This is a genomic window from Paraburkholderia sp. GAS38 (assembly GCF_050434965.1).
Classification (GTDB): Bacteria; Pseudomonadota; Gammaproteobacteria; order Burkholderiales; family Burkholderiaceae; genus Paraburkholderia; species Paraburkholderia phenazinium_A.
In genome coordinates this window covers 750,958-769,568 of record NZ_JBNDJO010000002.1, presented here as the reverse complement: position 1 = coordinate 769,568, position 18,611 = coordinate 750,958, and the positions used below count along the sequence as shown (strand labels likewise).

The 18,611-nt window shown below is 53.3% G+C and carries 19 protein-coding genes and 1 pseudogene; 5 read left to right on the top strand and 15 right to left on the bottom strand.

What is annotated here, in order from left to right:
- From P3T42_RS07590 to P3T42_RS07580, 3 genes are all read right to left on the bottom strand, one after another.
- A partial coding sequence (locus tag P3T42_RS07590) for a hypothetical protein (protein ID WP_429305609.1) occupies window positions 1-825 on the bottom strand: 825 nt, incomplete at its 3' end.
- Window positions 818-1,060 (bottom strand): hypothetical protein, encoded by a 243-nt coding sequence (locus P3T42_RS07585; protein WP_429305608.1) that lies wholly within the window; start codon window positions 1,058-1,060, stop codon window positions 818-820. The genes P3T42_RS07590 and P3T42_RS07585, both read right to left, overlap by 8 nt.
- A 259-nt stretch (window positions 1,061-1,319) precedes the next feature.
- A complete protein-coding gene (locus tag P3T42_RS07580) occupies window positions 1,320-1,565 on the bottom strand; it encodes a hypothetical protein (RefSeq protein WP_429305607.1) in 246 nt (81 codons plus the stop codon).
- Between the two features lie 181 nt (window positions 1,566-1,746).
- Here P3T42_RS07580 and P3T42_RS07575 point away from each other — a divergent pair, with 181 nt between their 5' ends.
- Window positions 1,747-2,187: a GNAT family N-acetyltransferase gene (locus P3T42_RS07575; RefSeq protein ID WP_429305606.1), complete on the top strand. Its 441-nt coding sequence runs from the start codon at window positions 1,747-1,749 to the stop codon at window positions 2,185-2,187.
- 808 nt (window positions 2,188-2,995) lie between these two features.
- Here the strand turns inward: P3T42_RS07575 and P3T42_RS07570 are convergent.
- Both P3T42_RS07570 and P3T42_RS07565 read right to left on the bottom strand, forming a co-directional pair.
- The gene (locus P3T42_RS07570) at window positions 2,996-4,012 is read right to left on the bottom strand and encodes a hypothetical protein (protein WP_429305605.1); all 1,017 of its coding nucleotides are present in this window, start codon (window positions 4,010-4,012) and stop codon (window positions 2,996-2,998) included.
- The gene (locus P3T42_RS07565) at window positions 3,975-4,763 is read right to left on the bottom strand and encodes a hypothetical protein (RefSeq protein ID WP_429305604.1); all 789 of its coding nucleotides are present in this window, start codon (window positions 4,761-4,763) and stop codon (window positions 3,975-3,977) included. The genes P3T42_RS07570 and P3T42_RS07565 overlap by 38 nt, the downstream gene beginning before the upstream one ends.
- 849 nt (window positions 4,764-5,612) lie before the next feature.
- Between P3T42_RS07565 and P3T42_RS07560 the strand changes: the two genes are divergently transcribed.
- Entirely contained in the window at window positions 5,613-6,035 is a 423-nt protein-coding gene (locus tag P3T42_RS07560; RefSeq protein ID WP_429305603.1) for a DUF4430 domain-containing protein, read from the top strand.
- Window positions 6,036-6,110: 75 nt separating this feature from the next.
- Here P3T42_RS07560 and P3T42_RS07555 read toward each other — a convergent pair whose 3' ends face one another.
- The 3 genes from P3T42_RS07555 to P3T42_RS07545 all read right to left on the bottom strand — a co-directional run bounded on the left by P3T42_RS07555 (window position 6,111) and on the right by P3T42_RS07545 (window position 7,820).
- Window positions 6,111-6,989, bottom strand: coding sequence for a hypothetical protein (locus P3T42_RS07555; RefSeq protein WP_429305602.1), 879 nt, complete (start codon window positions 6,987-6,989; stop codon window positions 6,111-6,113).
- 25 nt (window positions 6,990-7,014) lie between these two features.
- Entirely contained in the window at window positions 7,015-7,287 is a 273-nt protein-coding gene (locus tag P3T42_RS07550; RefSeq protein ID WP_429305601.1) for a hypothetical protein, read from the bottom strand.
- A gap of 206 nt (window positions 7,288-7,493) precedes the next feature.
- Window positions 7,494-7,820, bottom strand: coding sequence for a hypothetical protein (locus P3T42_RS07545; RefSeq protein ID WP_429305600.1), 327 nt, complete (start codon window positions 7,818-7,820; stop codon window positions 7,494-7,496).
- Window positions 7,821-7,949: 129 nt separating this feature from the next.
- On the opposite strand from P3T42_RS07545, the pseudogene P3T42_RS07540 reads away from it, so the two are divergent.
- Window positions 7,950-8,078: pseudogene (locus P3T42_RS07540) on the top strand (transposase domain-containing protein); the annotation flags it as partial.
- A gap of 222 nt (window positions 8,079-8,300) precedes the next feature.
- On the opposite strand, the gene P3T42_RS07535 reads toward P3T42_RS07540, so the two are convergent.
- Both P3T42_RS07535 and P3T42_RS07530 read right to left on the bottom strand, forming a co-directional pair.
- Window positions 8,301-9,725 carry a VapE domain-containing protein gene (locus P3T42_RS07535; RefSeq protein ID WP_429305599.1) on the bottom strand — a complete coding sequence of 475 codons (1,425 nt, stop codon included), beginning with the start codon at window positions 9,723-9,725 and terminating at the stop codon, window positions 8,301-8,303.
- 513 nt (window positions 9,726-10,238) lie between these two features.
- Complete coding sequence (locus P3T42_RS07530) at window positions 10,239-10,547, bottom strand: hypothetical protein (protein ID WP_429305598.1); 309 nt, start codon at window positions 10,545-10,547, stop codon at window positions 10,239-10,241.
- A 366-nt stretch (window positions 10,548-10,913) separates the two neighbouring features.
- On the opposite strand from P3T42_RS07530, the gene P3T42_RS07525 reads away from it, so the two are divergent.
- Complete coding sequence (locus tag P3T42_RS07525; protein WP_429305597.1) at window positions 10,914-11,663, top strand: recombinase family protein; 750 nt, start codon at window positions 10,914-10,916, stop codon at window positions 11,661-11,663.
- A 49-nt stretch (window positions 11,664-11,712) separates the two neighbouring features.
- On the opposite strand, the gene P3T42_RS07520 is transcribed toward P3T42_RS07525, so the two are convergent.
- Window positions 11,713-12,651, bottom strand: coding sequence for an AlbA family DNA-binding domain-containing protein (locus P3T42_RS07520; protein WP_429305596.1), 939 nt, complete (start codon window positions 12,649-12,651; stop codon window positions 11,713-11,715).
- An 887-nt stretch (window positions 12,652-13,538) separates the two neighbouring features.
- Here P3T42_RS07520 and P3T42_RS07515 point away from each other — a divergent pair.
- Window positions 13,539-13,892 (top strand): hypothetical protein, encoded by a 354-nt coding sequence (locus P3T42_RS07515; protein ID WP_429305595.1) that lies wholly within the window; start codon window positions 13,539-13,541, stop codon window positions 13,890-13,892.
- 66 nt (window positions 13,893-13,958) lie between these two features.
- Here the strand turns inward: P3T42_RS07515 and P3T42_RS07510 are convergent, their stop codons facing one another.
- From P3T42_RS07510 to P3T42_RS07495, 4 genes are all read right to left on the bottom strand, one after another.
- Window positions 13,959-14,678 carry a hypothetical protein gene (locus P3T42_RS07510; protein ID WP_429305594.1) on the bottom strand — a complete coding sequence of 240 codons (720 nt, stop codon included), beginning with the start codon at window positions 14,676-14,678 and terminating at the stop codon, window positions 13,959-13,961.
- Window positions 14,679-14,849: 171 nt separating this feature from the next.
- A complete protein-coding gene (locus tag P3T42_RS07505) occupies window positions 14,850-15,740 on the bottom strand; it encodes a Bd3614 family nucleic acid deaminase (RefSeq protein WP_429305593.1) in 891 nt (296 codons plus the stop codon).
- Window positions 15,741-16,374: 634 nt separating this feature from the next.
- Window positions 16,375-17,067 (bottom strand): hypothetical protein, encoded by a 693-nt coding sequence (locus P3T42_RS07500; protein WP_429305592.1) that lies wholly within the window; start codon window positions 17,065-17,067, stop codon window positions 16,375-16,377.
- Between the two features lie 339 nt (window positions 17,068-17,406).
- Window positions 17,407-18,306 carry a hypothetical protein gene (locus P3T42_RS07495; RefSeq protein ID WP_429305591.1) on the bottom strand — a complete coding sequence of 300 codons (900 nt, stop codon included), beginning with the start codon at window positions 18,304-18,306 and terminating at the stop codon, window positions 17,407-17,409.
- Window positions 18,307-18,611 lie beyond the last annotated feature (305 nt).

Here is an 18,611-nt window from a genome sequence, read left to right as displayed (position 1 = left end):
CATCTGGCTAGGCATGCAGCGAATAGTGGACTTCGTTGCCGGCATCAGGTACATGCGCGAGGTCGAGCAACAGACTTGTGTGTAATGGAATGCGTCTACTCTCCGTGTCGCCCGAGTTTTTTTCACCGGTAACGGATGCGTGGCCAGGAACTTGTCAACGTCGAACAGATTGTCGTTTTCCGGTTCGAAGCTGTACAGCGCCCCCCTGCGAAACCGCGTGCGGTACTGTTGAACCGGATTGTCTGACGCCGGATCGATTTCGATTTCGACACCCAACAGATCAGTCAGCAGTCTCTCAATCATGCGCGTCTGGCTGGTCGAAATGTGATCGAATTCGGCGTAAGTCATTGGCCGCGTCGGTGGTATGAACATGCGAAATCGCGCCAGTGGCCCCTTCCGCACTTCCGGGTCCGGGTCGTCCCTCTTGCGCACCATGTGACTGAATGAATTTGCGAGCAGGAATTTGTACGGCAGTAGCCCCAGGCCCATGTTCAAGCGCCGGTCCAACTCTTTGAACTCAGCAACCGGGAATTTATCGAAATCCTTGACCAGCATTGAAGCATGTTCCAGGTGGTCACCTGCCTTCGTAACGTAGTTGCCTTCGTCGTTGAGTGTGCGGAATTTTCCGAAAATGATTGCGGGGCAGTCCGCAGACTTCATGTGCTCGCGCCGCTCGGATTTCGTCACTTCCCGTCTGACCCCGGCCCAATCACTGATAACAGGTTGCATGACATTGATGAGACCGCCCGTTTTGCTATCCGGCGCATATGCATCATCGAGTAACGCCGCGTCGAATCGCAGATCATCAATCAAAGGCTCACGCATGCTGACGTTCCTGGTGGTTGCGTTGCCGTTGGTAAGCCCGCACTCCATCTTCCTGCATGCATTCATAGAGAAACGCCAGGACCTCGCGCCAGTGCCACAAAGTCTTGCCAGTCGAACGTGCGTAGGCGGGAAACTCCTTGCGTGCGGCGCGCTGAAAGAATTCAGATGTCGGAAAAAACGTGTAGGGAATTCGGTACTCGGTGATTTCTTCAAGGGTCAACATTTCTTTATGCATAGCGTGGCTCCTTCGATTCGGCCCTAACCTATTTACAACTTGCAGACGCATCTAGCGGCCCCTCACGATGAAACTAGGCTATTGCGACGCGACAGCACCTGCTCCCGAAGACCTAGCCGCAGCCAACGGTGTTTTCCGGCATTAGACGGACTGCTCTCGCACCCGCATGAATCGTGCTGGTTACGGACCTGCAGAACAGCAAACTTGTAGATCGCTCGCCACTCTTGCCAGAACCCGGCAGCGCAGGATTCCGGACGAGTCAGTGGCGGTAGCGGCCAAAGCTCATCCCCAAAAGCGCCATCTCTTGTTTCAGCATCGGGTCTACTGTTTCTGCATCCGATGCCTCCAGCGCCCGCACAAATACGTCCACGCGCCAGCGCGCTACTTCGTTCGCCTGTTCTTCGCTCATGCCGTTTGCCATGTCCTCGCGACGTGCCGTTTTGAACTGTTCAGCAATGTCGCGCAGCTTGCGCATGACATCTTCATCAGAGTACTTCTTGTCCATAGGTGCGCCCCTTTGTCGTTTCGATGCATCGTATTTACTCGCCAGATACGGAATAGCGCGGCTCGATGCCGAAACTTTTTTTTCGAACCCGCCGGTCGCCATGCCGTCGACTACCGCGCTGCGCCATTAGCGATAAACTGCAGCCTGACTTCCATCCGGCTCACGGTGAATAGCACAAACCATGAATCAGTCGATCAATTTGCGCGCCGCATCGAAGGATGACGAACCGTTTCTTCTTCAACTTCGCAAGCTAACGATGACCGAGCATCTGGAGCGAGTCGCTGTTCCGGTCGACGATGAGGCGCACTACCTGCGCATCAGGTCAAACTTCGAAGATGCGAAGATTATTTGCGAGGGAAATCGCAGCATAGGGCTGATCAAATTAAGCCGCATGCCTGACGAATGGCACGTGCATCAGATACAGATAATGCCGTCGCACCAAGGTAGAGGTATCGGCAAAGCCATCTTGACTGCAGTGTTGAAGGAGGCGGAGCATGTAGGCGTTCCGGTCACTCTGAGTGTGCTGCATGGGAACCCGGCCCGTCGTCTGTACGATCAACTCGGCTTCCAATTTGTCGCCGAACTACCCAAGAGCACGAAGCTCGTTTGGCACCCGCGGTGACCGGCTACCGGCTTATCTGGTTGCGTTTTTATCAAACTTGAAATCGTGACCTACCACGATGCGCCCTCTTTCGCCTTAGCGAAAGCACAGATCGTCAATCCTTCGCCGCGACTGAACCGGCAAACACATCCAGCACAATCCGTCAACAAATTTTTCTGGATTACTACCTATATCCGTAACTCATCTGGTAAACGTCGCCCTTTCCCGGCAAAATGACTAAATATTAGATGTTGCGCCGGTCATCAACGGCCTCCGTGCTCAGGGTCTAAGCCAGCGCGGGATTGTCGAACAGTTGAACCGGCTGAACATTGCAGCCACACGTGGCGGCCAATGGTCGCTCCTTCAGTTGCAGAACGTTCTGGCACGTATCGACGGCACCAAGAGAAATCCGGCTACCACTGGCGCGGCAACCTCGGGCGGCTGATTCCTGGGTACCAGGCTGCACATTTCAGCGTTGAGGGCGCAACCGCGGACATTTCATCAATGCGTTGAGGCTGTCCGATTTTGAGCGAGACCTGGACGGCGCGCTCTCACGATTGCGTCCGCAAGTTGTCGTTGCGGACGCAATCCATGGCCCAGGACGGCCTGACCTTTTTGCCCTTGCCGGTGACACGCGTTGGTGTCGGTGGCAAGCGCGGTTTCGACCCGGCAGACGAGCAGCGACTAGTCGACGCCTGCCTGCAACCGGGCGCATCGCTGTCTAGCCTAACCCTGAAGGCAGTTTAAACATCCAGACCTTCATATAAAAATCCGCGATCATTTGAGCGTCGTCAATCTGGTTAAGACTGCAGTCACTCGTGTACGGCCATCAGTTCGGAGCAGGCATCTTCCCGTATTCCGCGCTATCGGCCTGCTCCTTTTTCCATCCCTCATCCGTGTCCACTAAATACCTCTCGCAGCTCATCGAACCCGGAAGTGAAAGCGGGCTTCGGTCTGTCAAAAAGCAGAGGTTGGTAGAGACCGACGCAGGGCTCACTTGTCGGCCCGATCCATCCGCGTAGCTCGGAAACGCCTGGACCTGGAGTTCAAGCTCTGCATCTCCATCCAATCGCTTTGGCTGCACAATCGGTTTGCCATTGATCGTTACCTCGAATTCCATACCCGGCAGTGCTTTGCCAGGCCAGTACTCCAGCACTGCCAAGACAGCCTTTTGACCCAACCCGAGATCACACTCGAAGGGCTGCTTCGAATATCGCCGAATGAAGTCGCTGAGCTCATATATGCCTTGCTTCTCAAGCGACGCCGTTTTCGGACAACTCGCGTCGCACACATTCCAGGTCATGAACGTACTGACCTCTAGTCGGTTGATCGCGCCCAAGCACTGGATACGGATAAAGCTAACCGGGACATCGGCCCACGCCCCTTGCTGTAGGAACGTTAGCGTTGCCAGCGCTAGGATCGCTCGCAAAATGCATCGCTTTCGCTTCCAAGCACACATTACACTTCCTCCCAAAATGCGACGATTATTGCAGGAAACACCCTTGGAATTGACCCCGAAATCCTTCGTTTCATAGCTGGCGCTCGTCGACCGAAGCAGATGGCTGAAGGATGCATCACGGCGACCCTCCAAATATCTCGATTGACCGCTTGCGCCGACCGTCAACACTACTGCGGAAAAATCGAATCCTGTGAGCATTCGTTTCAAAGGTCCCACGCTACTGCCTGATGGCGTGAGTACCGCTACCGTTACTGCAAGTACCAAGTTGCTGCTGGTATCCTTGACGACTTCGGATGGGGTTCGACGCGCAGCGGAAAAATTCTCCAGCGCGTGAAACACAACGGTGATTTCACCACGGCCACAGTGCGGAAAAAACTCCCCTCTCATAGCGTCGGTTTACTTTTTTTGCGTACAGGGTAATCAATTTTTTGTCTACTTCTTGCTCGACTTTAAGGATATCCGCCTCGTTACGAGCAAGCTGCGTATAAAATCCGATTGCTGGGTCCCCAATGGCGTGCACCTTGGCCTTTATTGCATTTCTCCCGTCAGCGGTATCGTCGTTCATCAGAAACGAATCCCTTAGCGTGTTCATCAGTGATTCCGATGTAAATTGGTTGGATAACTGATTCAGAAGGGTTGCGCGCTGTCCATACAGAGGCTGCACGGCAGCATCACGCTGTTCGCCGATCTTCGTGAACTCATCGTAGGTTGCGGTAGCAAGCGCGACTTCTTCGTATTTACGATAGAGTACCTGCGTACACAACGTTAGTTTGGGCGCCAGCTCACCAATCTGTGCCAGCACCTTGCTATTGGATTCGAGAAGAGATTGCGGCAGGACCTCGTAGCCACGTGCCCGCGTCGCCGGATCAGCAGCAACCATGTGATCCAGTTCATTTAGCATGAGCCTGTATGTACCAGCCTCTGTCTGGTACGCAGACGCAAGTTGTTGCTCCGTCGCACGGCACTCAGCCTGCTGGTCGCGCATCGGCCGATAAAAATCAAGCACCAGGTCCTTCCGAGACGTCATGTCATCTTTATACGTTTCGATCAAGGCCGTGAACAGAAATCCACCAAGGAAGACTGGCGCAATTGCGACGATGAGTTCGTGTCTCAGTGAAGGGGCTTGCGCGCGAGGCATAGTTAAAGTCGGGCTCGTTAGTAGTTAATCAAAATGAAGCGGGGAAAATTCGGAGTTCTACCCCCGTAATACCGTAAACGGCATTTCGACGCTTTTCTGAAGGTCTGCGTCGGAAGGCACAAGAACCATCGACGTATGCTCTCAAAAACGGCGGCCACGTTTAGAACTACCGTCTGACCTAACCATCAAGCTGATGGGATACGGATGCCCGTGTCTACTGCACTCGCGCCACGCCGACCTAAACCGCAGTCGTAGCCCGCCGTATCCGAACTTAAAAATAAAAGTCTTATATCCAGCTAGACGGATCGACAGGCGAGAACCCGCACTATTTCTTTCGACCGCTGCCGATGCCGTCGCACCGCGCACCGCGCACCGACGGCAACGTTGCCGGATTATGTTCAATACATAGAACGCCGATTCGTACATCTTGCAGATTCAGCTATCCTCATCAATTAGTTTGACAAATCAGCGGCCAAGCGAATAGCCAGCGCCGATAGTCTTTCGCGCCTTACGTTGCATATGCCTGCTGCATGAATCAGTTCGCGACCATTTTTGGGACGGTAGCTGGAATTCCTGAGATGGGTACCGAAGCGCGGCTTGGAAAACGGGATGCGCGGGAGAGACCCACGCGTAAAATCATTTTCATCGCACGTCCACTGTTGCGTAGCAGGGAATATTCGTTCCTTGAATCACCGCTGCTGGTTGAGACAGCAAGTAGTGGCGCAGGCGATCAAACTGCCCCTTAGATGTGAGCATAATGCAGCCCTCGCTGATTCCCCAACAGCCTTGTAAGTCGACGGGCTATTGACTAAGCTTGACCGGGTACTCGTCAAACTAACGGAGTTAACCATGGCTGGATTTAATCCGATTACGCTGCGCGCTGTCGATAACACCAATAAGCAACTGTTCGAGTATTCCGTTCCATTCACCTCGGAAATCACGGCCCTGCGAGTGATGGAGCAGGCCTTCGTGCTCGCGCAGACGCCCTCGAACTCCGATCCGTTTCTGTTCACGCTCGAATACTACGGCTATAGCCAGTCAGTGCCGTACCCGGGATACCTGGGATACGAAGTCGAAAGTATTGCGGGGCTACCGAGTAACTCGTTATTCTATTGGGAGTTGCTGGTCAATGGCGTTGCATCGTCCAGCGGCGCGAATACGACTTATCCGAATCCGGGCTCGACGGTGACGTGGCAGTACACGGCCATACCGTCGGCCAACCTGTCCAGAAGGGCCGCGCTGGTGCAGAAGCGGCACCAAGGGCGCGTCTAACGGATTCGTCACTGGTAGGTTCGCGTGGGCGGCGACCACTTGAGTGTGTGTCGCCGTTCCCCCCTGTTCACGCAACTAAATGTCGTGGTAACCATTAGTCTCGCTCGGCAGCAGCACGAGCGAATCGCTCGCGTCGGTAACGTCGTGGCTGCGGGTGTCGCGCTTCTGCTCCGGCAACGCCTGGTTGTGAGGTTTGCTCTTGCCACCACGGTGCGGGCCTAGTGTTGTCTCCGCATTTTCGCGTTTGCTAATCGTGGCATCTGCCAGTAGCAACGAGTCGCCCATTAGTCCTACATCCGGCGAAGTCACATCCAGCGAATCGTCCACACCAAACCCAACTGTCACGTCAACATACTGGTTCGGCCTAGCACGTACCAGGAATTCCGGTTCGTACTCGTCCGATGCGCCGCTTGACATCGTGCCGGTCAGTCCGCCGTTGGATATCAACGCATAACCTTGGTCGTGCATCCACTTCGCAACTCCGGGATTCGTCGGTCCATCGTCAACATCTGCCTCATAGGCGATCCGTCGCCACGCAATAGGCCCTCTGTCCTGTGGGTGCCACGGGTCGGGGGCGTCGTTGATGGCGAGGGCTGAGCCGAAAGCAGGTTCGTCGGCAGATTGGTCTCCTAGGTATAGCTCGGCGCTGGTATAGGTGACATGCACAAGCGACTTGGACGTGTTCTTGACCTTCACGTCATACAGCACGTCATAGAGTCGCGTGCCGTCCGGGTACTTCTTGATCTCGGTTACGGTCAGCGTGCCGTCATAGTCAAGCTGCTTCTGTTCGTCCGTGCCCAACGCGATCTTTAACTGCTGGTTCTGGTAGGCCAGTTGTTTTAGCGTCTGGTCTTCAAAGGTAGCTTTAAAGTGAAACCATTCATACCCGCCGCCCACCAGGCCAATCCCGACCAAAGCGACGTTGGCGAACCCCAGAATGCGCTCCCAGTTCATGTTCCATCCCCCGGCAACGTCTTCGCTAGTCGCAGCGAAACGTTACGGTAACCACACTATTTGTTGGAAATGCCCAACCCGTCTCGGTATTTGTGACCTCGATGTTTTTCCCAAGGCTGTCGCACTTTTTGTTTGCGGCGGTTAAGGCCATCTGTCGCGCGCCGGTCGCTGCACCCCGTGCTGGGGATGCGTTCGCGGACACCTGATAGGTATTGTCGGAGACCTTTAGCGGGTCGCTCTGCCACGCGCAACCGGTCACGCCGATGACAAGCAAACTACCTGCAAGGATCATTTTCATTTCGTACGTCCTTGGAACGGAATACGATGAACAAATAGTAACGCCGTCACGCGTGCCTGGCACCGTTGCAATCAATTGCATACCAACTAGCTGCTGTCATTACTTATCATCAGCCTTAGCAGGCTGAACCAGATTCCCGGTTCGCATCGACCTGCGGAACCGCTCACCGCGCAGGAACGCTCGACGGCTGCGGCGTGGCAGGCGACTTAGTACAGCTTTCCACCGGTCAGGCCGTAATGCCAGTTGATGATAAAGCGATGGAAACGCTCCGATTCACCCGGACGATAGCCATGCTCCAACTGAACGTCGAACCTGTTGCTGCGCAAAGTCTCGGCGTAAGCAGCGAATTGCTCGTCGGAGCCATCATGCTCGATGATCGACACGAGAGTAACCTGAGCATCAGGCGAACGAGCCTTCATGTCAAAAATGATGCGGCGCAAGGTATCCTCGATCCGGTTGTCGGTCGGGTCGGTACGAGGCACTCCATGATCATCGACCTCTTGGATCAATTGTGCATCTTTTGCCGTGAACATATATCTCCCAAAATTAAAAGGCGACGTGGATTGACCGGGCTTGCTATTTACTGGCTAGCGTATCAATCTGCAGTATAGAAGCAGACATGATTGCCGCGAAAATTCTCGGCGTGAAGCTAGCCGTCGCTGGCCCAACTCAACGGCCACGACCCGCACGCCTATCTGAAGGACATCCTCACGCGATTGCCGACCCACAAGGCCAGCGACATCTCTGCATTGCTGCCGCATCGCTGGCAACCAACCGTGACCGTCGATTAGCGTAGCTCGTCAAGGCGCGTTCCCCAGCCGCTTACTTCCGAACCGCTGAACCGCTCGGCAGGTCACCCAGATGCGGCCCAGCAGCCACGCGAACTTCACGGCGAATTGGTACAGCTTGAAGATTGAAACCGGAAAGCCTTTGAATGTCCGTCCGCTTGCGTCAGCGTGATCGATGTAACCGTTCGGGTTGGATCGTATTTATTTACCGTCCTCACACGAAAATTACTGCCCGGGCTTCACCCATACCACCCCACCGCCGTACGTTGCACCCTTTTTGTTCTCCCAACCCAGTTGGCGCATGATCCGACCAGCACGGCGCATGTGCCTCTGCTCCAGCCGCTCCGACTTAGACACGCCGACCGCCTCCAAGATATCCGCCATCCGCACCCAGCCAGTGCTGGGCCGGTCCATCCGGTAATTCCGGCTGACGTTGTCCAGATACCGTTCAATCGCTTCCTCCCACGAGTCGGCGTACTGTCGGGCCGACCTTTGCACCTTAAGCTGGTCGATAATCGCGCGGTCCTCGACCGGATCGAATTCCCACCGCTCACCCTGCCTGTACCTGTGCACGGCTTCGGCCAGCAGTTGACCGCGATTTTCCCGCAGCCACTCCATGTTAAAGCCATCACCAACCACGTTCACCGGCCACAGGTGATAGCCCTCTGCCTGCTTCAGATACTCCGTGTCGCGCGTGACCCCGACCGGCACGAAGCCACGTGCATGCCTCCTTGCCTTGCTATCGTGCGTGGCTTGATACGTGTCGGTCGTCGCCGCCAGGAAGCTGCGCAGACTTTCCTTTTCCACAAACTCGGCGAAGTCAAACAGCGCCACAATCCAAGCTGGTGAGTGGAGCGGGTTAGCGTGCTTCAGGTCACCGGGTGTCAGGCTGTCCGAAAACGCCGCGCCACCCAGCACCGCCAGCGCTTCGAGCACGTTAGCCGTATTCCGGGTGCTGCTGAACACCAGCGTCGCTGGCAGCGCTATGCCGCCCGGGTCCGTGCTCAATGCACGCGCGACCATGCCGAGCAGCCATTTCTTGCCAACCGCGCACAGATAGTCGTAATCCGGATCGTCAGCCGCCACGCCGAGCACCCTAGGTAACCAGGTATTGACGCGGCTTTTGCCACGGCTTTTGCCGCGCCAGTTCAGGCCGTTGAGCTTGTCTCGCACGAGGTGCATCCGCGTTTCCCTCGCCACCTTGGCGACTGCGGCACGAACCCCGTTAGCCGTAACCGTGATATCCACCTGCTGCATCAGGATCACGATGCTGACCACAAGCTCGTCGCTGATCTCACCGACCGGCAGGCCCCATTTATCGGTTGCGAGAACAACCAGTTTGTTGGCGAACTCGTCGTATGCCAGCACTTCTGATATTCCGTTCAGCCGCAGGAAGACGCACACATCGCTGATGGTCGCGGGACCATCCTTACCGGACAGTTCAAGTGGCAGTGCGGGCCGCTCGCCGATTGCAGCAGGTACCGGCTTTTCGACCGGCGTTTGGGTCTCCGGAGCGATACGGCTTACCTGGGCGGGTTTCTTTATAGGCGTGCGTGCCGGTGAAGCTTTGACCAACGTGCGCCGGTCGCGGGGTTTGATGTTCGCGAATACGTCTGGATCGTCGGCTTTCGGTGTGGCTTTCTTTTCCATAAGTTCTCCTATTTGATTTCAAGAAAGAGGTTGCCAGCGACCGCACGGCAACCCTGAAGCAACCCGTTTGCAACCGCATGGCAACCCGGGCGAAATGCGTATAGAGCTTGGTTTCCTACGGAACAGCAGTGTCGGTGCAGGCAGCCCTCCGAAGGGCGACCGGCACGATTTGATGAACTACGTTGATACGTTCGATGAACTACAGCCGCGTGCTGTCAGATGCACGGGTACCGGTAGAGTAGCCAGGCACGGACTCGCCGTCAAGAAATTTGTTGACTTTCTTTAGCACTCCGTGCTAGTTGACGTTTTGTGCAGACTCCAGAAGGATCAACCCGCCAGATAAGCCTCATAGGCACGCCGCGCTTTTGGGTCAGCCATCTGCTCCGGCGACGCGTTCAGCTTTTCGAGCGCATGGAGCGCTTCGAGCGCCACCTGCTCAGCCTTACCATCCTTATCCTGTCCAGCATCAGGAAGGCGTCGTTTCCCAATGATCGTCTGTATATATAGTGCGCATCACTCGCCCTTGAAATAGCTGTCCCACTTTGGCGTGTCCGGCTCCAGTTTCCTCGTGATCGCATCGTCTGCCTGCTTGATCAACCGCTCAAGCATCTCGCGCTTCGTCAGCTTGTGACGGCGTGCCAGACGCTCCAGAGCTAGATTCGCTCCGGCGCTGACCCACACGTCCAAGCGCCGGTCGCCGTTGCCGCCCTCACCCGCCGTTGCGCGTCTCGCCCTGTAATCGGCCTGACGTTCTGCCGATGTTTTAGCAACTGGTATTTTTACAACCGCCTTCGTCGCTGCTGCCTTTGTCGGAATTTTCATTTCCTCGTCTACCGTGAACTGTTACCCGGAATATTACGCCGTTACCCGGTCACGCCCTGCGGTTAACTCAGGCACCAGACCCGATCAACGCAGTCCGCCAAATAAATCAATAAATAAATATCCGACAGAATCCACCAAAACCGTCAAGGCTCCGACAACTGAACTTCACCTGCCGCTGCCCCTCCGCTGACCGTCCTTACAGAGACCGCATATTTTTGACAAGCAACCCTGAGTTTTCTTGTAAACCGTTACCCGGTAACTTAAAATGGACTTGTATTAAACGGTCGTCTTGATTTAAGACCACTACCGGTCGCAGACATAAATCTGCCTGTCAGCGCGAAAAAAGTTTGACCCTCGGGGTAAATCATGGTCGCAGGAAAATTCGTTACTTACTTTCGGGTCTCAACCCAACGCCAGGGGCAATCCGGACTCGGACTCGAAGCGCAAAAAGAAACTGTCGCTAACTATCTCAAGGGCAGTGACTGCGAAGTCATTGCCGAATTCCAGGAAGTCGAAACCGGCAAGGGCAGCAACGCACTTGTCAAGCGCCCGCAGTTGGCACTGGCACTTGCACTGTGCAAGAAGACCGGCGCACGGTTACTTATTGCAAAACTGGACAGACTGGCTAGAAACGTTCACTTCATCTCAGGTCTGATGGAATCAAAGATAAAGTTTGTCGCGTGCGACCTGCCGGAAGCCAACGAGTTAACCCTACATGTCCTAAGCGCCTTTGCGGAATTCGAGACCAAAAGAATTTCCGAGAGGACTCGCGATAGTCTGCGTGCTGCCAAGGCCAGAGGTGTCGTACTCGGCGCTGCTGGACCAATCAACCTCAAGCCGAACATTGAAGCACGGCAAAAGGCGGCTGACGAATACGCGTTGAGCCTAGCACCGGTCATCAACGGCTTTCGTGCTCAAAACATGTCCCAGCGCAAGATGGTTGAAGCACTCAACAAACTAGGAATCCGGGCACCCCGAGGCGGCCTGTTTGTGAAAACACAACTGGTTCAGGTGCTCCGGCGGCTCGATGGCTTGGCACTCGCTGCCCGACTCTTGCAGACTGGTTCACCGACCCCGCCCAACAGACCGCCTGGTTCAACTCCAGAATACTTTTAGCAATCCTGACTATCTACCGCTCCGAGTCGATGTTGAACCAAGGCCAGCGCTAGTTCTTGCACCAGTTGGAAAACGGAATTTCGCCATCCTTGCGCGGTGCGTCATCTAGAAAAAATGACCAGTGCAAGGGCGGCTCATTTCTCTCCAGCTGAACCCGCATCTCTTTACTGACATCGAGGTCAATTTCGGCGAATGCGCTATCCAGCGTAAGCTGGCGCTCTTGCCCAGGCAGAAGCAGTGTACCCGCCTGATTATTCGGCGTTGGTCCCGAGTGTAGTTCTACACGGAGGTACTCGATGCCATTGTGTTTGACGTTGCCCCTGTGTCGCATCGGCATACCAGCACGGATTGAGCCAATTTTTACCACGTTTGCAGGTAGATCAACCGATAGGGACCAATGTCGGGCGGTCACGTTCCCTTCGTTGAAAAGACGAGGAACGACTCGATATACACATCGTTGCAAGTTCAACTCGTGTTGAATAGTTTGTATTTCGAAGTCCAGCTTCACCCGTGGATGCGTCCGCCGATTCATCACGTCACGAATGGAAAAATCATACATCGGCTCTGAAATCGGGCCCGTCCGCTGATAGTAGAGCCTGTCTAGTCGGTTCTGATGCGCAGTATCTGCCTGATCGATTTCAATGACGAAAACACGCCCGTCAGAATGCTCCAGCACCTTGATGCGGAACGCACTGAAAACCGGATCGGTGCTTGATCTAATGATGCTGGTAAGCTGCTCGACGGATACCTTGTCGTTCGTTACCGGTACGAAGCCCGTTGCCATGCTTCGCTTTCCATCATTACCCTCGGCAACTCCGATAATGAGCGTCCCGCCGCCGCCGTTCCCAAATGCGCTCACGTCCTTGACCAGTTCGGAGCGAACCTTGCTTGAAAGCTCATTGAATACGTGGCCGGATTTGTATTCGAGCGAGAAGGATTCCGATTCCTCATTGAACAGAGCTTCAATTTCTTCGATGGTGTCGTACATCTTGGTCCACTCCAAAATTCACGGCTTAAACAGAGACAGCTACCCAAGCACGGCACGGCCTTTAATTCACGCACCGCTCGCGAACCAGCTTCGCAAGCCGCAACCATGATTCGTACACTCCGACATGATTGCAACCAGGAGGCGCGACAGAACCGGCAGAGATGAAACCCTCGATTCCTGCAATTTTTAGACGGCGCTCCGCCTTCTTGCCCAACGCGGCAACGACCGCCTTGTCAAATAATCGCACTTGCGGAGCTAGGAAACGTCGCGCACATTCACGTTCAACTTTGATGCTGACACGGCCCCCCTCTTTTTGCGCCGAACACAAAACGGAATCCGTGATCCATGTCCGGCGCATCTGTGTTTCGAAATCAGCGTCGGGCCAGCACAAATCGAGTATTTTTCGTACGTTCCTATGAAATAGGTCTTTGCCACTTGAAAAGCCATACCACGCGTACTCGCAGGCTGAGTCAAGTAGCCCGGACGCCGTGGCATCGCCAGTGTGAGATTCACCTGAATGCGGATCACCCGGTTCCGCACAAACGAGAATTAGGCGCACCTCGTCCACTGCGCCCGTTGCACCGCAAAAACCCCTTGGCACATGACCGGCAGGTGGGTCCCAGCGTGCTCGATTGCGACAGTCTCCCTCGACGCAACTCGCGCAAGGTTGATAGGCAGGCAGCAATATTTGACGAACATCACGGTTTGGCATCATGGTCGGTTACGACATTCATTGCTGATTGCGCCGTCGCGTACGTGGTAGCAGGCTTCGATACATTTTCCTAACGATAACTATTGCATGACAGCGCGACGGCTTGCATCATTCAAAGCTACGAGGTACGGCATCAAGTATGGTCGAGTGGTGATCACACGCTGGTGGTCGTTCCATGACGCACTGGCTTGTTGCCCTGGTGCTCGCCGCACCAAGCATAGGCTTCGCCCGCCTTCCTGCCGGACTACCGTGCGCAAACTGGCCGACCAGCATGGCCGAGGTCAAACTGCAGAATGCGCGACTCATCAAAATCGCGCAACTCGACGAATCGAAAACAACGGCCACCCCGCTTTCGGTAGAGAAAATTGGCAAAGACCTGTATCGGCAGGTTTTCGATATAACCCTGCATTCTAGGTCTGGTCAGGAATTTCACGTCATCACGGTCAATAGTGCGTCGTCGGTCGAATGCTCGATGAGCGGCGTTGTCGTTTACTTGGTTTCCCGCAAATTCGGCGCGGATGGTCCATAGGTTGTGGATCGGTAAGTCGCCATTCAATGATCCACAACTCATCAATCAACGCGGCCATCAAAAATTTTACGGCGGTGGTGGTAACCGTAGAAGTTCATCAGCCTGTTTCCACGCGTCGTACTTCCCATGCATGTCATCACGCTGACGATGAATTGCAACTGCCCATTCGTTGTCCACCGACCAGCCAAGAAAATGATCCCAAATTCTGCCGGTGTGCCCCAACAGGTCAGAAAGCAGGAGTTGACACGTCACCTCGTTGCGTTGGAGTAAAACGTTAGAATTCGGAACAGGATGACCGCCAAGTTCGCAGTGGTACCCATAATCCTTTCCCCGGAACTTGCCATTGGCCGCTTGCCTGAGTTTGGCGGGTGTGAAGAAATTTCGGCGTTCGTCGGCACTGCTTCGGAGCCAACGTTCGGCGTCGTTATCCCGACACTCAAAGGCCCACGCGAGATACTCGATCTCCACCATTTGGCGAAGCAGGGCAGCAGCAGCGTAGTGCCTCCCGTCCGCGAACAGGTCGGCACTAGCGGACGCGAGTTGTCCAGCGATACGAAACAGCAGTGAAACAGCGATGATTTCATCGCTGCCATGTCCATAGGGTGATTTGCCACCGACCCGATCACCGCCGAAAATATGTCCCACAGCCTGTAATTCTTCGCCTACCCGTGTGAACGTTTCGGCAGTGAATTTTGCCAGATCGTATCTCACAGTGATTTGCGATGGACTTGTCGCTGCTGCCCTAGCGGCAGCAATCAACGCTTGGGAGTCGCTATCAGATGACACCTACTTGCTCCCTGCCTGTCGCGTCGATTGACGGTTTGCGCGGTGGTAAAGGTGCCGCAAGTGCAGTCATTTCCTCAGCCGGGTACAGATTCAGGAATGACCGCGCCTCATCCGTCTTGCGAAAACCGGTGAAACCACTAACTTGTGAATAAAGTACTCGGCGAGGCAAGGTCAACTAGTCATGATGGGCTGAAGATGCCTCAAAATGGCAGCCACTTTCGGATGACTTTGCTTGGCCTCCATTCGTTTATTGTATTTTTCCAGCTTCCGGTCTATAGACTGCCCCGCACGGAACATATTTGTTGCAGATGAATCTTTATTGAGATTTTTTGTAACGGAAACTTCATTTGAAGATAGGAGCTGAGAAATATCTCCGATCTTCTGACTGTTCGGCAAAAGTGGTGTGCCGTCGTAGGCATACAACGGCTTGGCGTTCAATTCATGCAGCGAGCACACACCACCAGCAGGCCTCATTATATCTTTTGCGTGATTTCCAGGGTCATTTTGTCCATAGATAACCTTTGAGTTTGGAAATACACACGCAATCATAGATGCACACATTTTGCATGGCTTCAGTGTCGTATAGATGAATAAAGCCTGCTGGTGAAAATCCTCTTGCGGAAATCTTTTTACTGCCGCCTGCACAAGATTAACCTCTGCATGAAATGTGACGTTAATATTTTTTTGATTATACGAAACTGCTAGTACTTGTCCTTCATGGGTTGCGAGCACAGCCGCAATATTATGCCCCCAGTCTCCTTGCGGTGGACGAAAAAAGCCGCGAAAACCAGCCCTATTGTAAGCCAACGCCAGATAAAGTCGGTGGTAATATCTCGCCTCGTTCCAATTGTTTAGGTCGGCGTGCGGAGGTTCGCCAGCAAATTGTACTATACAGTTATCGAGTGCCTGTCTTTCTGAAACGTCTCTCGCGTCTAGATGAATCCATTTTACATGTTCGTAAAAATACGAATGAACAGCATCGTCGAACTCTGCAGAATAAGAAGGTGGCTCGATAAACTCTGGATGGATCTTTACTTTAAAAGAATTGAAGAAACTGATCATTTAAACGGCCATTTTCTCCTGCCCAAGCCGTGCGTCGCAATATATGATGCGAAATATGTCCTCATTACTGAGGGAGTGACCGGATGCAGCCCCTTGAATAATATTTACGATTGGAGCCCATTTTTTGTGTCGCACCGCAGTGTATATTAGTGTCGGATTTTTGACAAAAAATCCGAAAACAACTTCGTCATTAACTTTTGCAACTTGCGAAAGTCTCATCAAGACTCGCAGTTGAACATTCGTGTAACTCATAGTGTCCCCTTGACAGATAAGTGAATATTCAATCTGCGGTGCCACGAGCCTGCCGCTTCTAATTCTTGATCATACGCTACCCGAGCTACCCGCGATCCAGGCGGTCTTGCAAAAGAGTATGGCGTGTCGCATCCGACCATCAGCAAGGCGGCAGCGGACGCCGCCTGAATTTCGTGCCACGGTGACTTTTTGAGCGCACCGCTCGTATAGCGTGTGACGTCGAGTGTCGCTGACCGACCCATTACGGCCTGTCCACTTACTGCGCCATCGATGTCCGCATTCAAGGGCCCAGCGGCCGTCCGTCGACTCGCGTAGTTCGAACGAGGCAGCCGACCGGCAGACCTCTCGATTAAAGCTTTTATGCTTATTTATTGGCTAACATTCAGGGTCCACTCAAAGCACCTTCGAGGTGATTGTAAACTCCATCCAGGCATCCCTTTGCCATGTAAGCCTCAGCTTCGGTGCACGGATGTTGCGCACGAAGCTCTTTTTGCGGATGTACAAAATTTCTATAATCTCTCAGCACTTGATCTATAGACGCCGCTCGTTGCTCCGGCAATAACTTTATACTTACAGAAACATTAATCAAATCAACGAGTTTCCACTGGCCCGAAGCGATCGGCGTTGTTTCCCCTCTGAATTTCGGCGCTTTGGCGCTCGAGTTCACGATATCAATGTAGTTTTCTTGCGTGAGCACGTCATAGAGGATGGATTCAAGAATGCTTCCCGATAATATTACAGCGCTCTTCCATGCACCATCCGGCATTAGGATTGAATCTAGCTCCCTGTAGTCTCTTTGAATAATATTCTTTAATTCGATGTTGCGAATAAACGGAAATTCTTTTAATTTGCCACCAGAATTTCCGTACGAATAGGATTCCAGTATTCCCTGCAGATCAGTTGCCATTCGTGCAAATTTTTGGAGATCTCGGTGGTTATATGCCCCAATATTTGCCAATTTAGAAAAATGTAATCTAGCAAGAACGAATTCGTATCTTTTATCCGGATCGAAATCGGTAGTTTTAAAATTCTTTATTTCAGAAAAAATCAAATTAGCCCATTCGCGAAGCGACACGTTATCATGCGTCCCTTCGCTTTTAGTCGCGACTATGAAGGATGTACATAGCTTTTTTATATAGTCGATCATAATTTTGGTATTGGCTAGTTAGGAGGCGATCTATGTGATCCCACTGTTGTCCTGCTGTTGGAACCGGATGAAGAACCATTCTGGTCGGGCGGTCAGGGGACCCGGTTGCGCAGCAGACCGATTCCTGAATGTTCGACTAACGATGGATGTGAAGGAGGTTTGTCGCCGGTTATCTGAAGCGTGAGGCAGATGTTTGGTGGCCGTAGAGGTGTTGAACCCCTCCTCCGCCTTCCTAAGTCCACGTGATGGACTTAGGAGGACGTTGCACTACCGAGTGCTTGCGGCCGAGATAAGAAGCTTCACAACGGGGATTGAATACGAAATCTCTTCTGCCGTCAAGTTGTAGTCAATCGTTAAGCGAGTCTTACAAGCAGAAGCAAATCTAGTGTCATTTGTCAGAAATTTCCGCAATCCGTAGTGCCGTTCCTGCGAAAATCGGTGTTTTAAAAGCACATCTAGCTCAGGCTTGAGCGCGCCACACAGCCGAGCCGCGACGGACTTGACGACACGAGTAAAAAGAATGAAGTCAGAAAACTGCAACTTGTCATACGCGTTGGGCACAACAAACGGTCTCGCGCGCGCATTTTTCGGTGCAGCAGCGGGACGCACGACGAGATCATTATGACGTTGTTGCAACTTGTCCCGATAGTTTTTTAATTGGCGGGTTTCCTTGCCTTCGTGCATAAAGGCGTTCCGGACCAGACGGAAATATGTGAAGACACTGACATCGTCAAAAAAATCCGAATCCTCCTTTTCATCAATAGCGTCCGGGAGTTCTTTCTTTGTGATGCGAATTATCCAGTCGAGTTCGGCCTCATCATTGCCGCGAGCAATTGATCCCGATGCTTTTTTCCACCTATCGCCTTGCGGTAAATCATTGACAAGATCATAAAAAAATTGCTCCGCCTGCTGATAGACCGACAGCACGTAGAATTGGGTGCGCCTTGCTGCAAAAGATTCATCGGTGAGTTGTTCGTTGTGGTCAACTCGTATTTGATGTTGCTCGGACTCATCCTTAAGTAACTTTTGGGGCTCTCCTTTAATGCGATGCAAGAGGCTCCGCACGGCCAGTTCGTTCAATTCAACGAGTGCATCGTACTCTCCAAGATGTCGTTTGAGATTAACGTAACTCGGAAAACGAAAACGTGGCGTTACTTTATTTTCCATCTTGAAAGCCTTTTGATATAGTTATTAGTTACTCATCGACGCGAAATCTGCGACGGATATAATATCAAAACACACATTAAAAGAAAGCTTCCACGTGGACAAGCGCATATCGCGGCGACGCGACGCAAAGACGGGGAATGTGACGGCCGAATTGGCGTTTGATAAACCGCATGAAGGTCCGTTGTTCGAGCGGATCAGCCGTTTGCGTTGCCACCTAATCACGAAGGCGAACGGCCGTACTTGGCCGCGTGCCGTCTCATGCAATCGGCATACGCAGCTTCAACCGCGCCAGGCTGCGATCGGCA